18 protein-coding genes are annotated in these 22900 nt (G+C 71.4%); 4 read left to right on the top strand and 14 right to left on the bottom strand.

The annotated features are described in order from the left end of the window. Positions 1–717, bottom strand: a complete 717-nt coding sequence (locus SSP08S_RS05250; RefSeq protein ID WP_078532344.1) for a TetR/AcrR family transcriptional regulator — start codon at positions 715–717, stop codon at positions 1–3. 472 nt (positions 718–1189) lie between these two features. Continuing rightward, positions 1190–2188 (bottom strand): sigma-70 family RNA polymerase sigma factor, encoded by a 999-nt coding sequence (locus SSP08S_RS05245; protein WP_019066520.1) that lies wholly within the window; start codon positions 2186–2188, stop codon positions 1190–1192. A 182-nt stretch (positions 2189–2370) separates the two neighbouring features. Between SSP08S_RS05245 and SSP08S_RS05240 the strand changes: the two genes are divergently transcribed. After that, on the top strand, positions 2371–2901 hold the full coding sequence (locus SSP08S_RS05240; RefSeq protein WP_019066519.1) for a GNAT family N-acetyltransferase: 531 nt from the start codon (positions 2371–2373) through the stop codon (positions 2899–2901). Positions 2902–2957: 56 nt separating this feature from the next. On the opposite strand, the gene SSP08S_RS05235 is transcribed toward SSP08S_RS05240, so the two are convergent. Continuing rightward, a complete protein-coding gene (locus tag SSP08S_RS05235; RefSeq protein WP_026178187.1) occupies positions 2958–3749 on the bottom strand; it encodes a dioxygenase family protein in 792 nt (263 codons plus the stop codon). Between the two features lie 98 nt (positions 3750–3847). Here SSP08S_RS05235 and SSP08S_RS05230 point away from each other — a divergent pair, with 98 nt between their 5' ends. Further along, positions 3848–4354 carry a MarR family winged helix-turn-helix transcriptional regulator gene (locus tag SSP08S_RS05230; protein ID WP_019066517.1) on the top strand — a complete coding sequence of 169 codons (507 nt, stop codon included), beginning with the start codon at positions 3848–3850 and terminating at the stop codon, positions 4352–4354. Positions 4355–4466: 112 nt separating this feature from the next. Here SSP08S_RS05230 and SSP08S_RS05225 read toward each other — a convergent pair whose 3' ends face one another. Then, positions 4467–6029, bottom strand: a complete 1563-nt coding sequence (locus SSP08S_RS05225; protein ID WP_043259272.1) for an MFS transporter — start codon at positions 6027–6029, stop codon at positions 4467–4469. A gap of 151 nt (positions 6030–6180) precedes the next feature. Further along, positions 6181–6825: a TetR/AcrR family transcriptional regulator gene (locus tag SSP08S_RS05220; protein WP_019066515.1), complete on the bottom strand. Its 645-nt coding sequence runs from the start codon at positions 6823–6825 to the stop codon at positions 6181–6183. A 293-nt stretch (positions 6826–7118) separates the two neighbouring features. Between SSP08S_RS05220 and SSP08S_RS05215 the strand changes: the two genes are divergently transcribed. Both SSP08S_RS05215 and SSP08S_RS05210 read left to right on the top strand, forming a co-directional pair. Beyond that, on the top strand, positions 7119–8402 hold the full coding sequence (locus tag SSP08S_RS05215) for a M6 family metalloprotease domain-containing protein (RefSeq protein WP_026178186.1): 1284 nt from the start codon (positions 7119–7121) through the stop codon (positions 8400–8402). Positions 8403–8531: 129 nt separating this feature from the next. Further along, positions 8532–10202 carry an IclR family transcriptional regulator domain-containing protein gene (locus SSP08S_RS05210; RefSeq protein WP_019066513.1) on the top strand — a complete coding sequence of 557 codons (1671 nt, stop codon included), beginning with the start codon at positions 8532–8534 and terminating at the stop codon, positions 10200–10202. A 642-nt stretch (positions 10203–10844) separates the two neighbouring features. On the opposite strand, the gene SSP08S_RS05205 is transcribed toward SSP08S_RS05210, so the two are convergent. The 9 genes from SSP08S_RS05205 to SSP08S_RS58100 all read right to left on the bottom strand — a co-directional run. After that, complete coding sequence (locus SSP08S_RS05205) at positions 10845–12239, bottom strand: MFS transporter (protein ID WP_019066512.1); 1395 nt, start codon at positions 12237–12239, stop codon at positions 10845–10847. 203 nt (positions 12240–12442) lie between these two features. Continuing rightward, a complete protein-coding gene (locus SSP08S_RS05200; protein ID WP_019066511.1) occupies positions 12443–13699 on the bottom strand; it encodes a helix-turn-helix domain-containing protein in 1257 nt (418 codons plus the stop codon). A gap of 175 nt (positions 13700–13874) precedes the next feature. Continuing rightward, positions 13875–14015 (bottom strand): hypothetical protein, encoded by a 141-nt coding sequence (locus tag SSP08S_RS05195; RefSeq protein WP_158697132.1) that lies wholly within the window; start codon positions 14013–14015, stop codon positions 13875–13877. A gap of 247 nt (positions 14016–14262) precedes the next feature. Continuing rightward, the gene (locus tag SSP08S_RS63215; protein ID WP_019066509.1) at positions 14263–14889 is read right to left on the bottom strand and encodes an MSMEG_1061 family FMN-dependent PPOX-type flavoprotein; all 627 of its coding nucleotides are present in this window, start codon (positions 14887–14889) and stop codon (positions 14263–14265) included. Between the two features lie 505 nt (positions 14890–15394). Then, the gene (locus SSP08S_RS59045; RefSeq protein ID WP_019066508.1) at positions 15395–17929 is read right to left on the bottom strand and encodes an ATP-grasp domain-containing protein; all 2535 of its coding nucleotides are present in this window, start codon (positions 17927–17929) and stop codon (positions 15395–15397) included. Continuing rightward, a complete protein-coding gene (locus SSP08S_RS58105; protein WP_158697131.1) occupies positions 17926–19326 on the bottom strand; it encodes a condensation domain-containing protein in 1401 nt (466 codons plus the stop codon). The genes SSP08S_RS59045 and SSP08S_RS58105 overlap by 4 nt, the downstream gene beginning before the upstream one ends. Next, a complete protein-coding gene (locus SSP08S_RS54805) occupies positions 19323–20591 on the bottom strand; it encodes an ATP-grasp domain-containing protein (protein WP_019066506.1) in 1269 nt (422 codons plus the stop codon). The genes SSP08S_RS58105 and SSP08S_RS54805 overlap by 4 nt, the downstream gene beginning before the upstream one ends. 11 nt (positions 20592–20602) lie before the next feature. Further along, complete coding sequence (locus SSP08S_RS05165; protein ID WP_019066505.1) at positions 20603–21862, bottom strand: MFS transporter; 1260 nt, start codon at positions 21860–21862, stop codon at positions 20603–20605. 14 nt (positions 21863–21876) lie between these two features. Next, the coding region (locus tag SSP08S_RS58100; protein ID WP_019066504.1) for a metallopeptidase TldD-related protein at positions 21877–22900 on the bottom strand (1024 nt) is incomplete at its 5' end.

Below are 22900 nucleotides of genomic sequence, written 5' to 3'. Positions count from 1 at the left end.
TCACCCCACCCCCCGCGCCGCCCCGATCTCCCTCCAGGGAAAGTCCCGCAGCGCCCGCAGGTTCCGCAGTGCCGACTCCGCCGGGCCGGCGAGCGTGCCCGGGTGTTCCTTTCCGGTCGCCCAGCCCTCTACGGCGGTGCGTACGGCGGCGCTCGCGACGGCGGCGGCGAAGCGCAGTTCCGGGGAGGTCGCGTCGGGGGTGCCGGCGGCGAGGGTGGGGTCGCCGTGGGTGACACGTTCCAACAGGACCTCGCCCAGGGTCCGTTCCGATGCCTGGCAGACCTCCGCCCACACCCTGCGCAGGCCGGGGCTGGACTCGGCCATGCCGATCAGGGTGCGCACCCAGGTCCAGGAGGTCGTGGAGACGCCCACCCCGGGGGTCAGCGTGTGGCGCACCCCGTGTTCCAGGGCCTCCGGCACCGACAGCGCCGGCGGGGCCGCGCGCACCGCGTCCGCCCAGCGCTGGGCGCCGGCCGCGTAGAGCGGGGCGACGGCCTCTTCCTTGGTGGCGAAGTAGCGGTAGAAGGTGCGCGGGGCGATACCGGCGCTCTGGGCGATGTCCTCGGCGCGGGTGGCCCGCAGCCCGTGTCTGGCGAAGAGTCCGGCCGCCGCCCGGGCGATCTGCATCCGGGTCTCGGCCTTGCGCCGCTCGGTCAGCGAGAGCGGTGCGGAGGGAGAGTCGGGACGGGGATCCGGGGCTGGGGTGGGGCTGCTCACACCGGCAGGCTATGCCGCTGTGGCACAATCTGCCATTCGGCGGGCCACCCCGGTGTTCAGGTACGGGGTGCCCCGCCATCCAGGCATGTCCGCACCTCAACCCGCCCCGCCCGTGCGTGAAGGTGAGCCGGGCCCCGGCGCCTGGGGGGACAGGTGCCGAAGCCCGGCTCGGGAGAGTCCCGGCGCCGGGGGGGGGGATTTGCGTCGGGACTTGGCTCAGAGGGTCACGGGGCAACGCCCATGGCCCCAACTCCTGGGCCCTGAAGTCTTGTTCCCAGGGCCCCGCACGTTGAAGCGGCGTTGCACGGCCATGTTTGCGCGGTCTCCCGCCACCCGGCGTACGCGGCCGGGCGCACACGGGGGTCGTACGCGCCCCTGTGGCTGCCGGGCCATGTGCCGGGGAGCCGGGGACTCTTGCCCCCGGCAACCCCTCCGGCGCCCCCGCCGGAGGGGTTGCTGCTCAGGGCCTTTCCTAGGCCGCCGCGTCGAAACCGGTCTGGCTGGCCAGCTTCTTCAGTTCCAGCAGGGCGTGCTTCTCGATCTGGCGGATGCGCTCGCGGGTGAGGCCGTGCTCCTTGCCGACCTCGGTGAGCGTGCGCTCCCGGCCGTCCTCCATGCCGTACCGCATCTTGATGATGGAGGCCGTGCGCTGGTCGAGGCGGCCGATCAGGTCGTCCAGTTCCTCGCTGCGCAGCAGGGTCATCACGGACTGCTCGGGCGAGACCGCGGAGGTGTCCTCCAGAAGGTCACCGAACTGCGTGTCGCCGTCGTCGTCCACCGACATGTTCAGCGAGACCGGGTCGCGCGCCCAGTCCAGGACGTTCGTCACCCGCTCCGGGGTCGAGTCCAGCTCGGCGGCGATCTCCTCGTGCTCGGGCTCCCGCCCGTTCTTGCGGTTGAACTCGCGCTGCACGCGGCGGATCCGGCCCAGCTCCTCCACGAGGTGGACGGGGAGCCGGATGGTCCGGGACTGGTCGGCGATCGAGCGGGTGATGGCCTGGCGGATCCACCAGGTCGCGTACGTCGAGAACTTGAAGCCCTTGCGGTAGTCGAACTTCTCGACCGCGCGGACCAGGCCCGCGTTGCCCTCCTGGATCAGGTCGAGCAGGGGCAGGCCGCTACGGGGGTAGCGGCGGGCCACGGCCACGACCAGGCGGAGGTTCGACCGGATGAAGACGTCCTTGGCACGCTCCCCTTCGGCGACCAGGGCCTCCAGCTCTTCGCGGGTGGCGTCCGCCTGGGACTCCTCCTCGCCGTCGAGGACCTGGCGCGCGAACACGCCCGCTTCGATGGTCTGCGAAAGCTCGACTTCCTTGGCGGCGTCGAGCAGCGGTGTACGCGCGATTTCGTCGAGATACATGCCGACCAGGTCGCGGTCGGCGATCTCGCCGCCATGGGCGCGAACACTGCGTGCCACGCCGGAGGTCTCGCCGGAGGCGGACTTACGACGGGCGACGGCACGGGTTGCCATGCGTGCTCCCTTGCGATGGTGGGTCAGCAGGTGTTCGTCGGATGGTCGGGCACTCTTTTCGTGACTCTTCTCGTGTGCCCTGCATCTGATGGAAACAACGACTGGAATCCGGACAGAATTCCCGACCCACTCCCCTATTTTTCTGATCTTGCAGTACCCTGTCCGGCCACAAGGGAGGCATGATGCCGTCGGAACGTACAGAGGTGCAGGTCAGGCCGGGAGTCGAGGATGACCTCGTCGCCCTCACCGACATCTACAACCACTACGTACGCGAGACCCCGATCACCTTCGACACCGCCGCCTTCACGCCGGAGGAGCGCCGTCCTTGGCTGCTCTCCCACCCTGAAGACGGCCCATACCGGCTGAAGGTTGCCGTCGACGGGACCTTCCAAGGAAACTCACAGCGAATCCTCGGCTACGCCACATCCAGCCCTTACCGGGCGAAGCCCGCCTACTCGACCTCGGTCGAGGTCACGATCTACCTCGCGCCCGACGCCGGCGGGCGCGGTGTCGGAACGCTGCTCTACAAGGCCCTGTTCGCGGACCTGGCGACCGAGGACGTGCACCGGGCGTACGCGGGGATCGCACAGCCCAACGAAGCGTCCACGCGGCTGCATGAACGCTTCGGTTTCCGGCCGGTGGGCACCTACCGGGAGGTGGGCCGCAAGTTCGGCCGCTACTGGGATGTCGCCTGGTACGAGAAGGAGTTGTAGCCCTCCCCGAAGGGGAGGGCGTTTTCGGCGCGAGCTCGGCCGGAAGGCACGCGGGCTCAGCCGAACTGCACCGACCGCTTCGCCATCCCCATCCAGAACCCGTCGATCACCGAGTGCTGCGTGTCCAGCTCGCCGCCGGCCTCCGCCGCGCCCATGGTGACGAACAGCGGGGCGAAGTGCTCGGTGCGCGGGTGGGCGTAGCGCCCGGCCGGTGCCTTGTGCAGGAAGTCGAGCAGGCCGTCCCAGTCCCGGGCCTCCAGCGCGCGCCTGCCCCAGTCGTCGAACTCGGAGGACCAGGTGGGCACTCCGTCGCCGGTGTGGCGCAGGGCCGCCAGGTTGTGGGTGAAGAAGCCGGAGCCGACGATCAGGACGCCCTCGTCGCGCAGGGGCGCCAGCTTGCGGCCGATCTCCATGAGCTTCACCGGGTCGAGCGTCGGCATCGACACCTGGAGGACGGGGATGTCGGCGGCCGGGAACATCTCGACGAGCGGGACGTACGCCCCGTGGTCGAGGCCGCGGTCGGGGACGTCCTGCACGGGGATGCCCGGGGCGCGCAGCAACTTCCGTACGGACTCGGCGAGTTCGGGTGCGCCGGGAGCGTCGTAGCGGACCTGGTAGTAGTGCTCGGGGAAGCCCCAGAAGTCGTAGACGAGCGGGACCGGGGCGGTGGCGCCGAGGGCGAGGGGGGCCTCCTCCCAGTGGGCGGAGACCATGAGGATCGCCTTGGGGCGGGGGAGGTCGGCGGACCAGGCAGCCAACTCGCCGGGCCAGACGGGGTCGTCCGCGAGGGGCGGCGCGCCGTGGCTGAGGTAGAGGGCGGGCATGCGCTCCGGTGCGGCGGTGGACATGACGGTCACTCCCCATGCTTGAACTCTCAAATTCCCTGCGTCAGAGCTTACGCCTCGTTTGTTTAACTTTCAAGGAGAGCTCTCGTACAGCGGAGTGCATGAACACGGCACCCACTTCCGCAGAACCCCGCTGGCTCACCGACGAGGAGCAGCGTGTCTGGCGCTTCTACATGCACGCCAGCACCCTCCTGGAGGACCATCTGGACCGCCAGCTCCAGCGGGACGCGGGCATGCCGCACATCTACTACGGCCTTCTCGTGCAGCTCGCCGAGGCGCCGGGCCGCCGGCTGCGGATGACCGAGCTGGCCATGAACGCGAAGATCACCCGCTCCCGGCTCTCGCACGCGATCGCGCGGCTGGAGAAGAACGGGTGGGTGCGCCGCGAGGACTGTCCCTCCGACAAGCGCGGCCAGTTCGCGGTGCTGACCGACGCGGGCCACGAGGTGCTCAGCCGGACCGCGCCGGGGCATGTGAGCGCCGTACGGCAGGCGTTGTTCGAGCGGCTGAGCCCGGAACAGCAGAAGTCCCTCGGCGAGATCATGGAGATCGTCGCCGAGGGACTTCAGCCCAACGAAGCGGGCGCGGATCTGCCCTGGCTCCGCTGAGCCGCTCAACTCAGGCGGAAACCAGGGCAGTTCCTGGGGATCGTACGTACGGGGCGTCCCCTTCCCCGTACGTACGGATGGTGCGAAGGGGGTACGACCGGGTCGGGCGTCGTCAGTGGGCGACGACCGGGACCTTGAACTCGTCCTCGGCGCCGTCACCGGAGGCGACCGGGTCGGAACCCTGCGTGCCCGCGTTGACGAGGACCGAGACGATGACCGCGGCCGCCACCAGCATGCCGACGGCGAACCAGATGGCGTTGGTGTAGCCGTGCACCTGGCCCTGCAGCTGGATCAGCTGCTGCTGGGTCTTGGAGGTACCCGCGCCGGCGATGTGGTCCTTGATGTACGCGGTCGTCGCGGAGGCGGCGATCGTGTTCAGCAGGGCCGTACCGATGGCGCCGCCCACCTGCTGCGAGGTGTTGACCATCGCGGAGGCGACACCCGCGTCCCGGGGCTCGACGCCCAGGGTGGCCAGCGACATGGCCGGCATGAACGCCGTACCCATGCCGAGGCCGAGCAGCAGCATCGCGGGCAGGATGATCGAGGCGTAGGACGAGCCGATCTCCAGCTGCGTCATCAGCAGCATGCCGACCGCGGCGACCAGGAAGCCGGGGCCCATGAGCAGGCGGGCCGGCAGGCGGGTCATCAGGCGGGTGCCGATCTGGGTCGAGCCGACCATCATGCCGACGATCATCGGCATGAAGGCGAAGCCGGTCTTGATCGGCGAGAAGCCCTTCACGACCTGCAGGTAGTAGGTGAGGAAGAGGAAGGTGCCGAACATCGCGATGATGGCGATGCCGAGCGAGAGGTAGATACCGCCGCGGTTGCGGTCGGTGATCACGCGCAGGGGCAGCAGCGGGGCCTTGACCCTGGACTCGACGATCACGAACGAGGCCAGCAGGACGGCCGACGCGATGAAGAGCGCGATGGTCGAGGAGTCGCCCCAGCCGTCGGTCTCGGCGCGGGTGAAGCCGTAGACCAGCGAGACCAGGCCGAGGGTGGAGAGCAGGACACCCGGGATGTCGAGCGGGTTGCGGTTGCGGCCGCCCTCCGGCTCGCGGATGACGAAGTACGCGCCGAGCGCGGCGATGATCGCGAACGGGATGTTCACGAAGAACGTCCAGCGCCAGTCGAGGTACTCGGTGAGCACACCGCCGAGGATGAAGCCGACGGCGCCGCCGCCACCGGCGATCGCACCGTAGATGCCGAACGCCTTGGCGCGTTCCTTGGCGTCCGTGAACATCACGGCGAGCAGGGAGAGCGCGGCGGGCGCGAGCAGTGCGCCGAAGGCACCCTGGAGGGCGCGGGCGCCGAACATCATGGCGCCGGAGGTGGCGAGACCGCCGAGGGCGGACGCGGCGGCGAAGCCGGTCAGACCGACGACGAAGGCGCGCTTGCGGCCCCACAGGTCGGCTATCCGGCCGCCGAAGAGGAGGAGTCCGCCGAAGGCGAGGGCGTAGGCCGTGACGACCCACTGCCGGTTGCCGTCGGAGATGCCCAGGTCGGTCTGGGCGGACGGGAGGGCGATGTTCACGATGGTCGCGTCGAGCACGACCATCAGCTGGGCGAGCGCGATGAACGCGAGCGCCTTCCAGCGGTTGGCATGGGCTTCGTGCTCGGCCGCCTCGGCGGCCTTGTCGAGAGCGCCGGGGGCGCTTCGAGCTGTTTCAGACATGGCGGTACCCACTTCGGGACTTCGTGACGGAAAAATACGGAAGAAGGACGTGTTCGGGGACGGCTCGTCGGCGGGTGACACTCCGTGGCCGCTACGACGACGAGAGCCGGTGCTTGTTGTTGAGACGGGCGTGACGCTCTGAACTAATCGGTCAGGGCTGCCGGAGATCCTCCATGGTCGCGGCGGTACCGGGCAGGACCGAGCGGGCCGGGGCCCGCAGTCCGTCCAGGAACAGCTGCAGGTGTCGGTGTACGAAGCGGTCGGCGCTGAGGCAACCGGTGCCGGCCGGGGGCCTGCTGAGCTGGGCCACGGCGACCATCAGATCGCCGACACCCACGTCCGTACGGAGCTGTCCCGACCGCATGGCGCGGTCCATGACCTCGCCGATGAGCTGCTCGACCCGCTCCCGCGCGGCTTCCAGATCCGGGTGGAACTGGTCGAACGTGCTGGAGATCATCGGGCACAGCGCGCTGATCCGCTCGTCGGCGGCCACGTGCACGAAGCGCTCCAGAGCGGCGAAGGCGTCGCCGGTCTCGTTGAGCGCCTGCTCGGCGGCCTCCGACGTACTGTCCATGACCGAGACCACTACCTCGCGGACGAGGGCGTCACGGTCGGGGAAGTTGCGGTAGAGCGTGGCGTTGCCGACGCCGGCCCGGCGGGCGATCTCGTCGAGCGGCACATCGGAGCCGAACTCTACGAACATCTCCCGGGCGGCGGTGACGATCCGCTCCCGGTTGCGCAAAGCGTCGGCGCGCGGCCGGGTCACCTTTCGCTGTACGGGGGTCGCGGTCGTCACGGCGTACTCCTGGGGCTCTGAAGGTCTTGGACTGCTGACGCGATCCGGGGATCCACTCCCCGTTTCGCTCGGACACATGGCTAAACGGGGAAACGCTCCCCGGTTATTTCCCACTCAGCGGGACATTTGATGTGACCTGGGTCACACCCCGTTTGGACCCCTGTTCGGGCCCCTTTTCCCGCTCGACCACACGGTCGGTCTCCTCCAGCGCGCGCCCTCGCACCGCACGACACAGGGTGATCGAAAGGGTGCAGCCCGAGACCGGCGGCTGCCGTGGCGCGAAGGGTCCATGCATGCAGCCCAGCCGTCGGATACGCCCGCGCCGCGTGGCCGCCCTCGCGTCCGTGACCGTCCTGACCCTCGCGGTCAGCACCTCGGCCGGTACCGGACACCTCACCCCGGGCGCCACGACGGCGGCGGGCCCGATCGCGCTCGCCCGCACCTCCGCACTCGGCGCCTGCATGATCAACGGCCCCCTCGACACCGAGATGTCCGAGGGCATCCCCACCCCGGGCGGCTACTCCCGCTCCACCGGCACGGTCCACGCCCTGACCCTGATGGTCGACTTCTCCGACGCCCCCGGCCAGGGCACCGCCATGGACCGCTACCACGAGTTCTTCCCACAGACCCAGGAGTGGTTCCGCACCAGCTCCTACGGCCGCCTCGACTACCGCCCCGAGACCCCGGTCGACCACTGGCTGCGCATGCCCAAGCCCTTCAAGTCCTACGGCATAGAGCGCGGCGCGCCCTTCGACCCCGGGTACCGGCAGCTCGTCCAGGACATCGTCACCGCCGCCGACCCGACCGTGGACTTCCGGTCGTACGACCTCCTGAACGTCCTCGTCACCCCGAACGCGGGCCCCTCCGCCCTGGACACCGTCCTCTCGGTGACGTTCGCCGGCAACACCGAGGCCCCTGTCGCGGACGGCGTCCCCGTCTCCAACGCCTCCTTCGTCTACTCCCGCCAGGACGACGGCTCCGGCTCCTACGCCCGCACCGGCTACCGCGTCCTCCCCCACGAGAACGGCCACGTCTTCGGCCTGCCCGACCTCTACACCCAGGAGGGCGGGGGCGCGGTCGGCCACTGGGACATCATGAGCGAGGACTGGGGCGCCGACAACGACCTCCTGGGCTGGCACAAGTGGAAACTCGGCTGGCTCGACCCGTCCCAGGTCAACTGCGCGATGACCAGCGGCACTTCGGAGTACACCCTGACCCCGCTGGAACGCCCCGGCGGCGACGGCACCCGCCTCGTCTTCGTCCCCCTCACCCGCCGGACGGGCTACGCCCTGGAACTGCGCACCCGCGAGGGCAACGACGAGGCGGTGTGCCGCCCCGGCGTCCTCATCTACAAGGTGGAGGCGGACGTCGACACGGGGATGGGGCCGGTGAAGGTGTACGACGCGCACCGGGACAGCGGGGGCTGCACGCGGAGTCCCAATGTGCACGCCGAGTTGTCGGACGCGCCGTTCACTGCGGGGGAATCGTTCAACGATCCTCGTAGGGGGGTTCGGGTGGTGGTGACGGGGGCCGATGCGGCGGGGAATTATCGGGTGACGGTTACTCGGACGCGATAGAGGTGGCGAGGTGACGCGGCTCAAGGGATTGAGCACCGCTCTCCTGAAGCGGGTGTCGCAGGCTCGGCGGTGACCGCATCGGGCGCGGGCTTACCGTAGGGCTGCCGAGATCGCCGTACCGGAGAGCCGATGCCCGCTGAGACCACGTTGGACGACCGTGCCGGAGCCGTGCCCGCCGAGGCGGTCGCGCCGTTGATCCGGGGGGTCGCCGTGGTGCGTCAACTCACCGAGGCGGGCGGCACGTTGAGCCTCAGTGGGCTGGAGCGGGCCACCGGTCTTGCCCGTTCCACGGTCGACCGGATCACCGCGACGCTCGCCCGCATGGGATACGTCCGTCTCGACGGCCGGGACGCGGTTCTCACCCCTCGGATCATGGAACTGGGCAACGCCTACCTGGCCGCCCTGCGGCTGCCGTCCCTCCTGGACGCCCGCGCGGACGCCCTCGCCGACGAGCTGGACGAGTCCGTGTCGTTGGCGGTCGCCGACCGGGACGGCATCCGTTTCATCCACCAGGCGACCCGCCGCCGCGCGATGTCCCTGAGCTTCCGCATCGGCGACCTGCTGCCGGCCGAACGCACCGCGCCGGGACCGCTGTTCGCGACCGAGTGGACGGAGCACGACTGGGCGCGCTGGCGCGAGCGCCGGGCGGCCGACCCGGAGGACCGGGGCTTCCCCGCCGTACCCCCGCGCCCGCCGTCGTCCCCCGCACCCGACCTCGAACGGTCGGCGGCCCTGGCCCGCGAGAACGGCTGGGCGCTGGACGACCAGTTGATCGAACCGGGACTGATGGCGGTCTCCGTGCCGGTACGGGACCCTCGCACCGGCACGATCGCGTGTGTGGCGAGCGTGGTGAGCCACACCAGCCGGCACACGGCGGCGGATCTGCGGAACACGTTGCTGCCGCGGCTGCGGTCGGCGGTCGAGGCGATGGAGGAGGACCTGCGCGCGGCACCCCAGCCAGATTCGGTGGCCGCGCCCTCGGGCCTGGCGACCTGGACGGGCGCGTCCAAGCAGGAACTGGGCCGGGAGTTCGTCGAGTCCCTGGCCCGCGGGCTGACGGTCCTGACGGCCTTCGGCGAGGGCCGCGCCGAACTGACCCTGACGGAGGTCTCCCAGGCGACCGGCCTGGCCCGCGCGACCGCCCGCCGCGCACTGATCACCTACGAGCACCTCGGCCTGGTGACCCCGTCCGGCGACCGCCGCTTCACCCTGACGCCCCGGGTACTGTCGCTGGGCTTCCCCCCTCTCTCCCGCACCACCCTCCCGTCCCTCGCGACCCCGCACCTGACCGCCCTCGCCGCCCGCATCCACGAGTCCGCGTCCCTGGCGATCCTCGTGGGCTCCGACATCCAGTACACGGCCCGGGTCGCCACCAGCCGCGTGATGAGCGTGAACATCGCGGTCGGCACCCGTTTCCCGGCGTACGCGACGGCACTGGGCCGTGTCCTGTTGTCCGACGCCCCGCCGCCGACGCTACGACAGTCCCTGGCCGACCTACGTCCCCTGACCCCGCACACACTGACCGACCCCGGGGCGCTCTCGACCGCCCTGGAGCAGGTCCGGTCCCAGGGATACGCCCTGGTCGAGGAGGAGTTGGAGGCAGGCCTGCGCTCACTCGCCGTACCGGTCCGCGACCGCACCGGCCGGGTCGTCGCTGCGCTGAATACGGCGACGCATGTGGCCCGCCAGCCGGCGGAGGCGTACGTCGCGGACATCCTGCCCGAGCTGCTGGCGACGGCGGGGCGGATCGAGGCGGATCTGCGGGTGGCGGGGCGGTTCACTCGGGTGGCGCGGTCCTGACTCCGGTGGGGGGTGGGAGTGCTGGGGCCTGATGCACGGAGGGGGACCGGGTGTGACGGCTACGCCTCGGCGGCAGGTTCCGCGAGACCGCGCAGCCGTACCACTGTCGCCGTCCTGGCCTGGGAGAGAGCCCGCCTGACGGCTACCCCTCGGCGGGGAGATCCGGCAAATGGCCCGGCCGTACAGCTGTTGCCGCCCACGGCCCAGGAGAGAACCCGTCCCACGGCTACACCCCGGCGGCGGGATTCGGCGGCCAGCGCGGCCGTACCCGCTGTCGCTGCCCCGGCCCGCGAGAGAACCCGCCCGACGGCTGCACCCCGGCAGCGGGATCCGGCAGCCGACGCAGCCGTACCACTGTCGCCGCCCCAGCCCAGGCAAGCACCCCCGTGACGCCTACGCCCCGGCGGCGGGATCCGACAGCCAGCGCAGCCGTACCCCTATTGCCGACGCGGCCCAGGAATGAACCCGCCCGAACGGCTACGCCCCGGCAGCGGGATCCGTCGGCCGACGCAGCCGTACCCGCTGTCGCTGCCCCGGCCCGCGAGAGAACCCGCCCGACGGCTGCACCCCGGCAGCGGGATCCGGCAGCCGGCGCAGCCGTACCACTGTCGCCGCCCCAGCCCAGGCAAACACCCCTGACACCTACGCCCCGCCAGCCGTTCCCGGCAGACCGCGCAGCCGTACCACCCACACAACGATCGCGGCCAGGGTGATCGAGGCGACCGCGGTGGCCATGCCGGCCCGGATGCCGGCGGAGAGCGTGACGGCGCTCGCGGCCAGGGCGCCGAGCGGGACGCCCAGGCCGGAGGAGAGCATCCGGCGGGTGGTGTTGACGCGGCCCTGGAGTTCGGCCGGGGTCACCTCCTGGGAGTAGGTCATCGTGTTCACCAGGACGACCAGATAGGCGGTTCCCCAGGCCGCCAGCGCGACCAGGGCGATCCGCCAGTCGGCGCTGAGTACGACCACGAGTCCGAGCAACGCACCGACCGGCAGCACCAGTTGCAGCAGCGGGAAGGCGTCGTAGCGGCGCCGCAGTCGGGGCAGCAGCAGGGAGCCGCCGATGCCGCCGGCGCTCCACGCCATGTAGAGCAGTCCGATACGGCCGTCGGAGCCGTGGATGCCGAGGACGCGGTCGGCGAAGACGACGAGTTGGCCGACGATGGCTCCGCCGGAGAACGACTGGAGGGTGCCGACCACGGTCATGACCCGCAGCGTCGGATGCCCGGCCAGAAAGCGCAGGCCTTCGCGGACAGACTCCCGGAAACCAGGTCGTGGAACGGAACTGGGGGCGGGGGTGTTGGTGGTGGCGTGGGCGGGGGCGTTGGCAGCGGTCCGACGGAAGGCCGTTCGCCGGCCCGAACTGGCAGCGCGAGAAAGGGCGTTGGCGACGGCCCGGAGGAAGCTCGTTCGGGGACCCGAACTGACGACGCGGGAAGGGCCGTTGGCGACAGCCCGAAGGAACAGCGCGGAGCCGGCGAAGCTCACGGCGTCGAGGGTGAGCGTGCCCACGGGGTGGACGAGGGCTATGAGGACGCCCGCGACGCCGTTGCCGATGATGCGGACGACGGTCTCGGCGCCGTAGAGCGCGCTGTTGGCGTCGGGGAGCCTGTCCTTGCCGACGAGGGCGGGGACGAAGCCGTAGCCGCCCGCGTCGAAGAAGAGGGAGAGGGTGGAGGAGACGAACGCGACCACGACGACGTGTCCGACCGTGAGCGCGTGCAGGGCCTGGGCGAGTGGGAGCGAGCCCAGGCAGAGGGCGCTGAGGCAGTCGGTCACGATCATCAGGGTGCGCCGGTCGACGCGGTCGGCGACCGCGCCCGCGAGCAGACCGAACGCGAGGTAGGGCAGCGTCCCGGCCGCCGCGACCAAGGAGACCAGCAGCGGCGACCGGCTCTGCTGGAAGACCAGGACGGGCAGCGCGACGGTGGTGACGGCGGAGCCGAGCCCGGACACGGCACGGGAGAGCCAGAAGTTCCGGAACCCCGAGTTCCGCCGGAGGGGCGGGAGTTGAGGCATGGGCAGGGTGGTGTCTGTCATCTGTCGAACTCCATGACGAAGGACCGGCGGGCACGGTGGCCCGTCGGTGCGGGGTGCTGCGGGGGGAGTGTGCTGCTGAGGTGCCGGTGGCGGAGCCGGCGTGGAACATGAAGAAGGGTCGACACCCGGTCCGGTTGATGACCGGAGGTGTCGACCCGAAAGAGTGAACTGGGCAGATTATATCGAAGGCACTGCCAGGGATGTCAGTGCAGGGAGAGCGGGCGGTCGGCGGGGGCCGACGGTGGGGGCGGGGCGCTCTCGGCGATGGCGCGCCACACCTCCGCGCTGAGGTCGGGCATCCGCGCGGCCTGGACCTGGGCGGCCAGTTCGCGCAGCCGGAGGTCCGCGCCGAGGTCGCCGCCGCGGGTGGCGAGCATCTCGCGCAGCAGCCGGAAGCGGATCTGGTCCCGGTAGGTCAGCAGGTGCACATCGTTCTCGGCAGCCGCGACGAGCTCGGCGGCACGCTCCAAGTCGCCTTGCCGGTAGGCGAGTTGAGCCTTGAGGAGGAGTAGTTCCTGTACGTTCCTGGGCGGGCCGGCGAGCTTGAGCGCGGGCTCCGCCTCGGTGAGCAGGGCCTCGGCCCGGTCGAGGCGGGGCGGCAGGGCCTGGAGCGACAGGCTCGCCGCGGCCAGCCTGAGGCGCATCCAGAGGGTGAGTTCCTCGCGGCTGTCCAGCGCCGCGAGCGCCCGCTCGATGAACTCGAAGGCCTGGCTGAAGTTGCCCTGCCTGGCCCGGACGGTGGACGCCGTCCAGTAGGCCTCGGCGGCGAGTGCGCCCTCGCCGTGCGGCAGGCTCTCGCACACCTCGGTGCTGAGTGCGGCCGCTTCCGCGAGGTTGCCGAGTTCCGCCTCGGCGGAGATGAGCAGGAGCTTGGCGCGGACCAGGTCCGCGGTCAGTACGCGCAGTTGGTGCCGCCGCGTGAGCTCCAGCGCTTCCTGGGCCGAGCGTCGGGCGCCCTCCATGTCGCCGAGGTTGCGACAACATCGGGCGATGCGCTGGAGGATGTAGACGTGCAGGGCCGGGCGGTTCAGTTCGCGGCTCATCACGTCCAGGTTCTCCAGGACGGTGCGCTCCTCCTGGAACTCGCCGAGTGCCGAGTGCTGGCGGGCGAAGAGGTCGAGGGCCTCCCAGCGCGTGGTGGCGTCGACGTCGATGGCGGTGCTGAGCGCGTCGTTGAGCAGGTCCCGGATCTCACCGTCCCGCTCGCCCTGCGGGCGGGAGGAGAGGGTCATGACCAGGTCGGCGAGATCGTTCTCGGAGTACTGGGCGAAGCTCTCGACGGGCACGGCCAGTTGCTCGGACAGGTAGGCCACCGCACGGTCGGTCGGGGGGCGTGCCCCGGATTCGAGCCGGGACAGGTAGGCGGCCGACATTCCGGGTCCGGTCAGCTCCGACTGCGACTTGCCCTGCTGCAGTCGCAACTGACGCAGGCGTCGGCCGAAACTCGGCTGCTCCAGCATGAGTGAGATCCGTCCTTGAGGGTGATGATCACGTCAAGCCAGCGGCGCCCCGCACAGGCGCCCACGGCCCTAGAAGGCACTCAAGGGGGAGTCGCCTCAGCGACTCCCCCTGTCCAGGAGTATGGCAAACCTTGTCTACATTTGGCAAGGTCGCTTTTTTCTGAATCTTGACGCGTCAGGGCCAGTCGATGAGATCGGTGGCCGGCGCGGATTGGGCGCTCACCTGCGCCCGCTCGGAGGACTGGGTCGGTGCGTGTCCCGCAGCCAGGGACAGGGCTAGCGCCAGGGCGGCCAGTCCGCCGATGAGAACCTTCACGATGATCGATCCTTTGCCTTGTTTCCAGGTCGAGTGGATGGGCGCGATCACCTTTGACCGCGGACAAGGCGCACTCCAGAGGTGGCCATCTCCCCCGTGCGGCCCGCCTGATTCCCTCAAGCTAACCTCCGGCCTTCCGGTTTGGCAAGGCTTGCCAAAGGTTGGCAATTACCGATTGTTCACCTCGTCATCGTGTTGACACCCCCTGGCATCCATGTGTTCCTCACCGGTGCGTTCGGCCCGCCGGTCACGGGTACAGGCGGCGCTCGTAGGCGGCCCCGTAACGCTCTTCGAGCACGTCAAGCGGTACGTCCTTCCACTCCGTGCGCTTGGCGATGCGCGCCCTGGACGGCGCCGCGTCCGGTGTCCACGACCCGGGGTCCCAGACACCTGCCCGCATGAACGACTTCGCACAGTGGAAATAGGCCTCCTCGACGTCCACCAGAAGCGCCAGTTTCGGCCGATTGCCCTTGACCACCATCGAGTCCAGCAGTTCCGGCGAACGAACCAGCCGCGCCCGCCCGTTGACCCGCAGGGTGTCGCCCCGCCCCGGAATCACGAAGATCATCCCGACGTGCGGGTTCTGCAGGACGTTGAGCCAACTGTCGAGCCGCCGGTTGCCCGGCCGGTCCGGCACCGCCAGCGTCGTATCGTCGAGGACCCGCACGAAGCCCGCCGGATCGCCCTTCGGCGACACGTCACAGGTGCCGTCCAGCGCCGCCGTCGCGATCAGCACCAGCGGAGTGTGCCGGATCCACGCCCGCTCGAACTCGCCCAGCAGCGCGCTCGCCTTGCCGTAGACAACCGGGTTCGCCTCGCCGACCAGAGCGCGCAGCTCCTCCTCGGACGTGATCTCGACATGGCCGGGGTCCACCGGGGCGCCGGGCCCCCGCTCGTCCGGATCCGGTCGCGATACGGGACGGGCCCGGCCACTGCGGCCGGGATCCACCTGAGCCTCAGGACTCCGCTCCGCCGGATCCGGTCGCGATACGGGACGAGCCCGCCCACCACGGCCGGGATCCGCCACAACCTCAGAACCTCGCTCCACCGAACCCGACCCCGACACGGGACGGGCCCGCCCACCACGGCCGGGATCCGCCACAACCTCAGGGCCCCGCTCCACCGAACCCGACCGCGATACGGGACGAGCGCGGTCACTGGAGCCGGGATCCGCCACAACCTCCGAACTCCGCTCCGCCTGACCCGGTCGCGATGCGGGACGAGCCCGGCCGCCACGGCCGGAGTCCGCCACAACCTCAGGGCCCCGCTCCACCGAACCCGACCCCGACACACCACGGGCCCCGCCATCACCACCGGAGTCAGCCACAACCTCAGGACCCCGCTCCACCGAACCCGGTTGTCGCGGGGCGCGCCCCCGGTCACTCGGGGGCATCGGTCGGTGCCTCCGTGCGGACCACGACTGTCGTGGCCGTCTTCTCGCACAGGGCGAGTGCCGCGTCCGCGTCCGGGCCCACGGCGACCACCTGGCCGATGCGGTCCCAGCTGGAGCGCAGTGGTCGTACCGTGTCGCCGACCGCGATGTCGAGGGCGACGGTCAGCACGTCCGGGTGCTCGGTGGCCGTCGCCGCTCCCTCCACCGCCGTCACCGTGCCCGGCTCCGCGCTCAGGAAGCGGGTCGCCGCGGCCTGCCGCAGTGGGGGCCGGGAGTTCAGCTCGGGGAGTGTGCCGCCGGCCCAGGCGACGGTGTAGCGCTCGATGTCGAAGCCGTAGGCCGCCTCCACCAGGTCCCGGATGCGGTCGCCGCCCGGCCGGTTGTGCGACTCGATCACCCGGGGTCCCCGGTCCGAGAGCCGTACCTCCGTGTGGCTCGGGCCCTCCTGGAGCCCGATCGCGTCCAGGAAGGTGTGCACACAGCGCTCGACCGCGCGGGCCGAGTCCGGATCCAGCCGGGCGGGGACGACATGGCCGAGTTCCACGAAGTTGTCGGAGGTCAGCTTCTCGGTGATCGCCACGATCACGTGCCGGCCCGCGAAGGTGAACGCCTCGACGCTGAACTCCGGCCCGTCGACGTACTCCTCCATGACGAACCGCTCGATGGGGAAGGCCGAGGCGAACTGGTGCTCCACCCCGCGCAGTTCACGGGTGGTCTCCCAGACGTCGTCGAGTTCCGCCCCGGACCTGACCAGTTGGAGGCCGAGGCTGGCGATGCCGTCCACCGGCTTCACGATGAACGGGTACCCGTGGGCCGCCGCGAACCGGTCGAGGCTCTCCCGGCCGTCGAGTTCCTCGGCCGCGACGGTGATCTCCGGTGCCGCGGCGGCGAGATGACGGCGCATCAGGAGTTTGTCCCGCAGCAGCAGGGCCACCTCGTGGGAGACACCGCCGAGCCCGAGCAGGTCGTTGATGCGGGCGGCGGGCTCGACCCCGGCCTCGCTCGTCGTCACGGCGGCCGTGAAGCCGTACACCTGGTGGGCCGCGGTGATCAGGGGCGCGAGCGTGTCCCAGTCCCGGTAGTCGACCAGCAGGGCGGCGTCCACCAGCTCGGCGTGCTCCGCGCGGAACAGTTCGGGGCGCTGCAGGAAGACGACCTCGTGTCCCTGCTCCTTGGCTTTGCGGACGTTCTCGATCCGTCCGCCGACGATCAGCACACGCTGCTTGGACATGGAACTCCTCACTGGGACAGGGGTGTTGAGGGGGCCTGCCGCGTCGGCCGCTCCGGTCCCCACCGCACCCGCCTCGATCTCCACCACGGCCTCGGTGACCAACCGCTCCGCCAGCAGGCGCAGTTCCGGCCCCGTCGGGCGGGTGAGCACCGCCCAGGCGAGGCGGTCGCCCGAGTTCTGCGCGGGGCGCACCGGAGCGCCGGGGGCGAGGCGGGCGTCGTGTGCGACGACCTCGGGCCTGGCCGCCCAGGCGGCGAGGTCCAGCCCGGTCAGCCGTCCCGGTTCCGGTGCGGACAGGAAGAGGCTGCCGGCGGCGCGCACCGGGGCCGTGGGAGTGTCCGGCACCTCGCCGAGGGCGAGCTGCAGACAGGCGGCGAAGACGTCGAAGTCGTGGGCGCGGGCGACGAGTTCGAGGATGTGGTCGCCCGGGGTGCGGACGGCCACCTCCATGATCACCGGATCGTGGTCGGCGCGCGCCCGGAACTCCAGGTGGACGATGCCGGTGCCGAAGTTCAGCGCGGTCACGACACCCGCGCACAGGTCGTCCGCGGCCTTGCGCAGCAGCGGGCGGTCGGCGCCGTGGCCGGCTTCGTGGAACAGCTCGACGAAGTACGGCGGGCCGGTGGTCTCCTTGCGGGTCAGGTTGGTGAACAGGACCCGGCCCCGGTGCACCAGCGCCTCCACGCTGTACTCCTGGCCCGCCACGTACTCCTCGACCAGCAGTGGCCCCTCGTCGTCCCGCCGGGCCACCGCGTCGTCCCACTCGTCCGGGCTCGCGATCCGCTCCACGCCCTGGCTGCCCTGCAGCGACACGGGTTTCACCACGACGGGCAGCCGGGCGAGGGCCCACTCCCGCTGGTCCGACAGGCGTGGCGTGTGCCGGTGGGCGGGCTGCGGCAGGCCCGCACGGTGGAACTCGGCGCGCTGGAGCGCCTTGTTGCGGGAGACGGTCGCGGCGTCGAGACCGGGGCCCGGCAGCCCCAGGCGGTGCTGGACCATGGCGGCGGCCATGACATGGGCCTCCGCGAACGCCCACACCGCGTCCGGGGCGAGCCGGCCGGCCAGGGTCATGGCCGGGGAGAGCCAGCTCTCGTCCCGGGTCGCGATCACCTCCGGTACCGGTTCGAAGTCCACGACGCACGGGAACCGCCCCGTGAGGGCCGCGTACCGGGCGGGTGTCTCGACGACGCCCACACGCAGGCCCGCCTTCTGGGCCGCGCGCAGATAGCCCTCGGCCATGACGCCGGCGCCGATCAGGAGGACGGTCTGCTGCTGTCGCGGGTCTGTCATCGGGCTCTCCGGATTCGTGTCATTCGCGTGTCCGTCGCGGCGGCGCACAGCAGGGCTTCCAGGTCGGCCAGCCGGCGTTCGGCCCATCCCGGGGACCGGATCTCCGTGTCGATCTGCAGGAGCAGCCGGACGCCGGTGCCGTCTGCGTCGACGCTGAGGTAGTGGGCGGACCGCCAGAGCATGGCGCTGTCCATCCACTCGGTCTCGGTGTCGGCCGCGGCCCGGCGCAGCTCTTCGGCGTCGGTCTCCCGGACGGGCAACGCGGTGGCCCGGGGGCGGTAGTTGAGGGTGGGGACGCCGTCCAGCCGTACGCCCCGCTCCCGCTCCACCGCGGCGCGCAGTTCCGCCAGGGCGGCGGGCGGGCAGGGGCCGGCCGCATAGGCGCGCAGGGAGGCGGCGGCGGTACGGCGCACCAGCTCCGAGAAGGAGGCGTCCTCGGTGTCGGCGCAGCACAGCACCGGCTGGGAGCAGGGGACGACCGCGTCCACGGTCTCCGGGCGCAGCCGGTTCGCGGAGATCAACTGGACGGCGGCGTACCGCTCACCGGTGTCCGCGGCGTCGAGTGCCAGGACGGCCGCGGCGAGTACGGCGGCGGCGCTCTCTCCGGTGCGGGCCGCCAGCGCGCCCACGGCGAGGTCGAGTGCGGCGGATCTCCGGCGCAGGAAGCGGAACCGCTCACCGGTGCGCGGGCGGCCGCCGCGGACGGAGGTCGCGGGCATGCGCCGCAGCACCCGCTCGGCGTGGAGCAGTGCCCGGCGGGCGGCGCGGTCTCCCGCCTCGGACGCCTCGGCCTCGGCCAGTTCGCGCGGCTGCGACCCTTTGGCACCGGCCCCGGGCAGGGTGCGCGCGACCGGGTCCGCCCGCGCGCACCGCTCCACCAGAAACGCGCCGACCGGCAGCAACGCGTAGGCGTCCACGGCGACATGGCTGAAGGCCAGCGCGAGAAAACGGGGCCGCCCACCGACCCCGACCAGCGCGGCCCGCACCGGCCATTCCTCGGTGACGTCGAAGGGGCGGCGGGCGAGATCCGCGAGTACGGCGTCGGCCGGGACCTGGATCCCGGGCGCCGCGACATCATGCACGGCCACCCTCAACTCGCCCTGCTGGTAGACCTGTTGACCAGGCGGGCTGGACCGGATCACCCGGCTGCGCAGGGTCTCGTAGCGCTCCATGAGATCGCGTACCGCGCTCGTCGCCTGTTCCTCGCTCACCCCGGGGCGGAGGGGGTAGAGGCGGGTGATGGCCAGGCTGCGGCCGTGGGGGCGGGCCGCGTCCGTTTCCGCCAGGTAGTACTGCTGACTCCAGGTCAGGGGGGCCGGGCCGGTGCCGCCCGCCTCGAAGGGGACGGTCACCGTGCGCGGGGGGACCGGTGCCGCCGGCCCGGGCTCGGGTGTCATGCGGACCGGGCCGCCGCGCCGGCCGGGGACCATGCGAAGGTCAGTTCGTCGCCCGCCGCGTGTGCCCGCCCGAGGGCCTCGTCGCGGTCGGCTCCCTCGGCGATGATCCAGGCCGCGCGGTCCCGGTTGGAGCCGTTGGCCTCGTAGGTGATGCCCGCCTGGACTCCTGGGCGCAGGTGCACCTCGTGGACTCCCTTGAGCGCCTTGGCCTCCGGGATGCCCTCGATGGCGTCGAGACGGCCGCTTTGCCGCAGCATCAGGAAGTGGATCGCGGCCGTACGGTCGCAGCGCAGGGTCAGGTCGGGGGTGCCGCCGAGCAGCGCGATCATGTGGAGCCGGCACATGTCGACGCCGCTGGCGATGCGGACCGCCTCGGGGATGCGGTCGCCCGCGATCCGGCCGTTGACCTCGATGACGCGGGCGTCCGTTCCGTCGGCGGTGAGCTTCAGTTCCACGTGCGCGGGACCCCAGGTGACACCGATCGCGCGTACCGCCTGCTCGGCCTTGTCGACCAGGAGCCGTTCGCGCTCGGGCGGCAGTGCGGCGGGGAAGACGTGCCCCATCTCCAGGAACAGCGGCGGCTCGCTGCCGATCTTCTCGGTGAGGCCGAGCACCTTGCCGTGCACGATCTCGGCCGAGTACTCGGCACCGGGCACACACTCCTCCACGACCACCTTCGGCGTCACCGTGTGGCCGAGGTACTCGCCCAGTTCCATGACCTGCGTGGTGATCGCGGCGACGTCGTCGGCGGAGTCGCAGCGGCGGACGAAGAGACTGCCCGTCAGGTCGAGCGGCTTGACGACCACGGGGTAGCCGATGCTCTCGGCGGCGGCCACGGCCTGTGCGGGCGTCTCGGCGACCCGGAAGAGCGGGTTGAGGCCCGGGGTGTCCGCCATGGCCTCGCGCATCGCCGCCTTGGAGCGGCAGATCGCCACCGCCGCCGGGTCCGGTCCGGCCAGGCCCAGGCGGGCGGCGGCCTCCGCGCCCGTGTCGCAGTAGTACTCGTACACGGAGGTCACGCCGATCACCTCGCCCCGCGTGCCGAGTTCGCGGCAGAAGTCCACGACGGCGTCGACGGAGTCCACGTCGCAGGCCTGGATCTCCACGCCGAGTTCGGCGTAGTCGTGCAGCAGGGAGGGGTGCAGTGCGGCCGGGTCGGCGGCGACGATGATCGGGGTGACGCCCTGTTCCAGCAGGTAGCGGGCACAGTCCTGGCCCGCGCCGGTCCACGGCGAGTCGACGAAGACCACGAAACGGGTAGCCATGATTGCTCCATTCACTTGCTCAGGGGGGCGGTGCGCGCCAAGGGGAAGTCCTCGGGCGCGGGCAGGTCGCGCATCGTGCGCAGCCGGGAGCAGACCAGCCACAGGCCGCCGGCGCTCATCCCGGCCCCGGCGACGAACAGTGCGGTCCGTACGCCGGCCCACTCGCCGAGCGCGCCGCCCGCGAGGGAGCCGAGCGGCAGGATTCCCCAGACGAGGAAGCGCACGCTGGCGTTCATCCGGCCCAGCAGGTCGGGCGGGCACAGCGCCTGGCGGATGCTGGCCTGGCCGACGTTGTAGACGATGATTCCGAAGGCGGTGGCGAACCAGGGTCCGGCGAACAGCAGCGCGGCCCAGCCGTCGCCGGCGAACGGGATCAGCAGGGTGGTGGGCACCGTCGCGAGGTAGCCGAGCCGCATCGCGCGGACCTGGCCGAGCCGGAGCGCGAGCCGGCCGGAGAGGGCGGCGCCGAGCACTCCGCCGACCCCGCCGATGGTCATCAGGACGCCGACGAGGGTGCCCGAGAAACCGATCTCGTCCACCAGCAGCAGCGTCACCAGCGGCAGGGTCATGGCGTAGAAGAAGTTGTACGTGGCCGCCGAGCCGGTGATCGCACGGAACACGGGGTGGCGCAGCACGAAGCTCAGACCGGCCCGGATCTCGGCGCCCATGCGCCGGTCGGGGCGTCCTTCGGGCACCGCTTCGACGCTGCGGATGCGGGAGAGCAGGAACACCGACAGCAGGTGCGCGGCGGCCTGGGAGCACTGGGTGGCGGTGGCGCCGGCGAGTTCCACGAGGGAGCCGCCGAGGGTGGGGCCGACCGTCCGGGAGACCGAATTGGTGCTCTCCAGCCGGGCGTTGCCCTCGACGAGCCGGTCGCGGCCCACCACGACCGGGATGTACGACTGGTAGGCGATCTCGAAGAAGACGGTGGCGAACCCGATCAGCAGCATGCCCGCCAGCAGGACCGGGAAGGAGATCCGGTCCAGGAAGAAGCCGACGCCGATCAGGATCATCAGGACGGCCCGCAGCAGGTCGCAGACGATGAGGACGGGGCGTCGCCTCACCCGGTCGACCAGGACTCCGGCGGGCAGTCCGACGAGCAGGAAGGCGAAGGTCTGTGCCGCCTGCAGCACACCCATCTGCATCGGGGTCGCGGCCAGCGTGGTGGCGGCGAGCAGCGGGATGGCGGTCCTGCTCGTGTTCGTCCCGATCATGCTGACCGTCTGGGCGCCCCAGAACAGCCGGAACTCGGGGTTCTTCAGCAGTGACATCTGGACTCCGTGGCCTAGCGGCCGGTCGTGAGGCTGGTGGTCCATACCCCCGGGCCGGCGACGAAGGAGTCGTGGGCGCGGTTGACCCGTATCCGGCCGTCGTGTCCGTCGAGGTTCCGCAGCAGTTCGAAGACGTTGCCGGCGAGGGTGATGTTGCCCGCGTTGTCGCGGCCGCCGTCCGGTCCTACGACCACGGCGTTGGCGCCGATGGAGAACTCGCCGGTGATGGGGTTGGAGGTGTGCGCCCCGTTGGCCTGCACCACGTGCAGCACCGTGCGGCCGGGCCGGAACTCGGTGCCGAGGTCGGTGGTGTGACGCAGCCTCAGATAGCCGGGCTGGACGGTGACCATCTCGCCGCCGGGGCCGCGCTGTCCGGAGCCGGTGCTGGTGGTACCGGCCTCGGCCGCCGTCCGGCGGGCGCTGAGGAAGCCGCGCAGGACGCCGTCCTCGATCAGCGCGGTGGGTCCGCAGGCGGTGCCCTCGCCGTCCCAGGGGACGGGGAGCGGGCTGTCGGGTGCGGTCGGGTCGTCCACCAGGCCGACGCCGGGTGAGGCGACCGTTTCGCCGGTGCGGTCGGCGAGCGGGGAGCGTCCTTCGAGGACGGAGTCCAGCTGGAAGGCGGGGACGATCAGCGAGAGCAGCTTGACCAGGACCCGGCCGTCGACGAGGAGGTCGTCGTAGGCGAGTCGTGGTACGGGTCTGGTGGCCAACAGGCGGGCCAGGCCGATGAGTTCGGGCAGTTCCTCGGTGGCCAGCCGGTTCAGGAGGCCGGGGACGGAGCGGCCGTGGGACTGGTGGCCGATGTGGCCGATGCTCTCGCCCCGGGCGGTGATCCGGGTGTGCAGCTGGACGACGCCGGTGTCGTAGCCGAGGGGTGGGGAGCCGGCCCGGTGCAGGCGGATGCCGGAGCGGTCGGCGCGGGCGCGGAGTTCGACCTCCAGGCCGTCGTCGCCCGCGCTGAGCGCGCGGAGCCGTTCGGCGGCCTCGGTGTCCAGGCGGGGTGGTGGGGTGTCGGGGGTGCGGTGCGGTGTGCCGGGG

Origin of the sequence: Streptomyces hokutonensis (assembly GCF_000376565.1) — a bacterium.
Classification (GTDB): Bacteria; Actinomycetota; Actinomycetes; order Streptomycetales; family Streptomycetaceae; genus Streptomyces; species Streptomyces hokutonensis.
This window is presented reverse-complemented; position numbering and strand designations above follow the sequence as displayed.

Excerpts from the sequence above, each read along its gene's own strand:
- SSP08S_RS05245 (WP_019066520.1), bottom strand. The coding sequence starts at position 2,188 with ATGGCAACCCGTGCCGTCGCCCGTCGTAAGTCCGCCTCCGGCGAGACC.
- SSP08S_RS05240 (WP_019066519.1), top strand. The coding sequence starts at position 2,371 with ATGCCGTCGGAACGTACAGAGGTGCAGGTCAGGCCGGGAGTCGAGGAT.
- SSP08S_RS05235 (WP_026178187.1), bottom strand. The coding sequence starts at position 3,749 with ATGTCCACCGCCGCACCGGAGCGCATGCCCGCCCTCTACCTCAGCCAC.
- SSP08S_RS05230 (WP_019066517.1), top strand. The coding sequence starts at position 3,848 with ATGAACACGGCACCCACTTCCGCAGAACCCCGCTGGCTCACCGACGAG.
- SSP08S_RS05225 (WP_043259272.1), bottom strand. The coding sequence starts at position 6,029 with ATGTCTGAAACAGCTCGAAGCGCCCCCGGCGCTCTCGACAAGGCCGCC.
- SSP08S_RS05215 (WP_026178186.1), top strand. The coding sequence starts at position 7,119 with ATGCAGCCCAGCCGTCGGATACGCCCGCGCCGCGTGGCCGCCCTCGCG.
- SSP08S_RS05210 (WP_019066513.1), top strand. The coding sequence starts at position 8,532 with ATGCCCGCTGAGACCACGTTGGACGACCGTGCCGGAGCCGTGCCCGCC.
- SSP08S_RS05205 (WP_019066512.1), bottom strand. The coding sequence starts at position 12,239 with ATGACAGACACCACCCTGCCCATGCCTCAACTCCCGCCCCTCCGGCGG.
- SSP08S_RS05200 (WP_019066511.1), bottom strand. The coding sequence starts at position 13,699 with ATGCTGGAGCAGCCGAGTTTCGGCCGACGCCTGCGTCAGTTGCGACTG.
- SSP08S_RS59045 (WP_019066508.1), bottom strand. The coding sequence starts at position 17,929 with ATGACAGACCCGCGACAGCAGCAGACCGTCCTCCTGATCGGCGCCGGC.
- SSP08S_RS58105 (WP_158697131.1), bottom strand. The coding sequence starts at position 19,326 with ATGACACCCGAGCCCGGGCCGGCGGCACCGGTCCCCCCGCGCACGGTG.
- SSP08S_RS54805 (WP_019066506.1), bottom strand. The coding sequence starts at position 20,591 with ATGGCTACCCGTTTCGTGGTCTTCGTCGACTCGCCGTGGACCGGCGCG.
- SSP08S_RS05165 (WP_019066505.1), bottom strand. The coding sequence starts at position 21,862 with ATGTCACTGCTGAAGAACCCCGAGTTCCGGCTGTTCTGGGGCGCCCAG.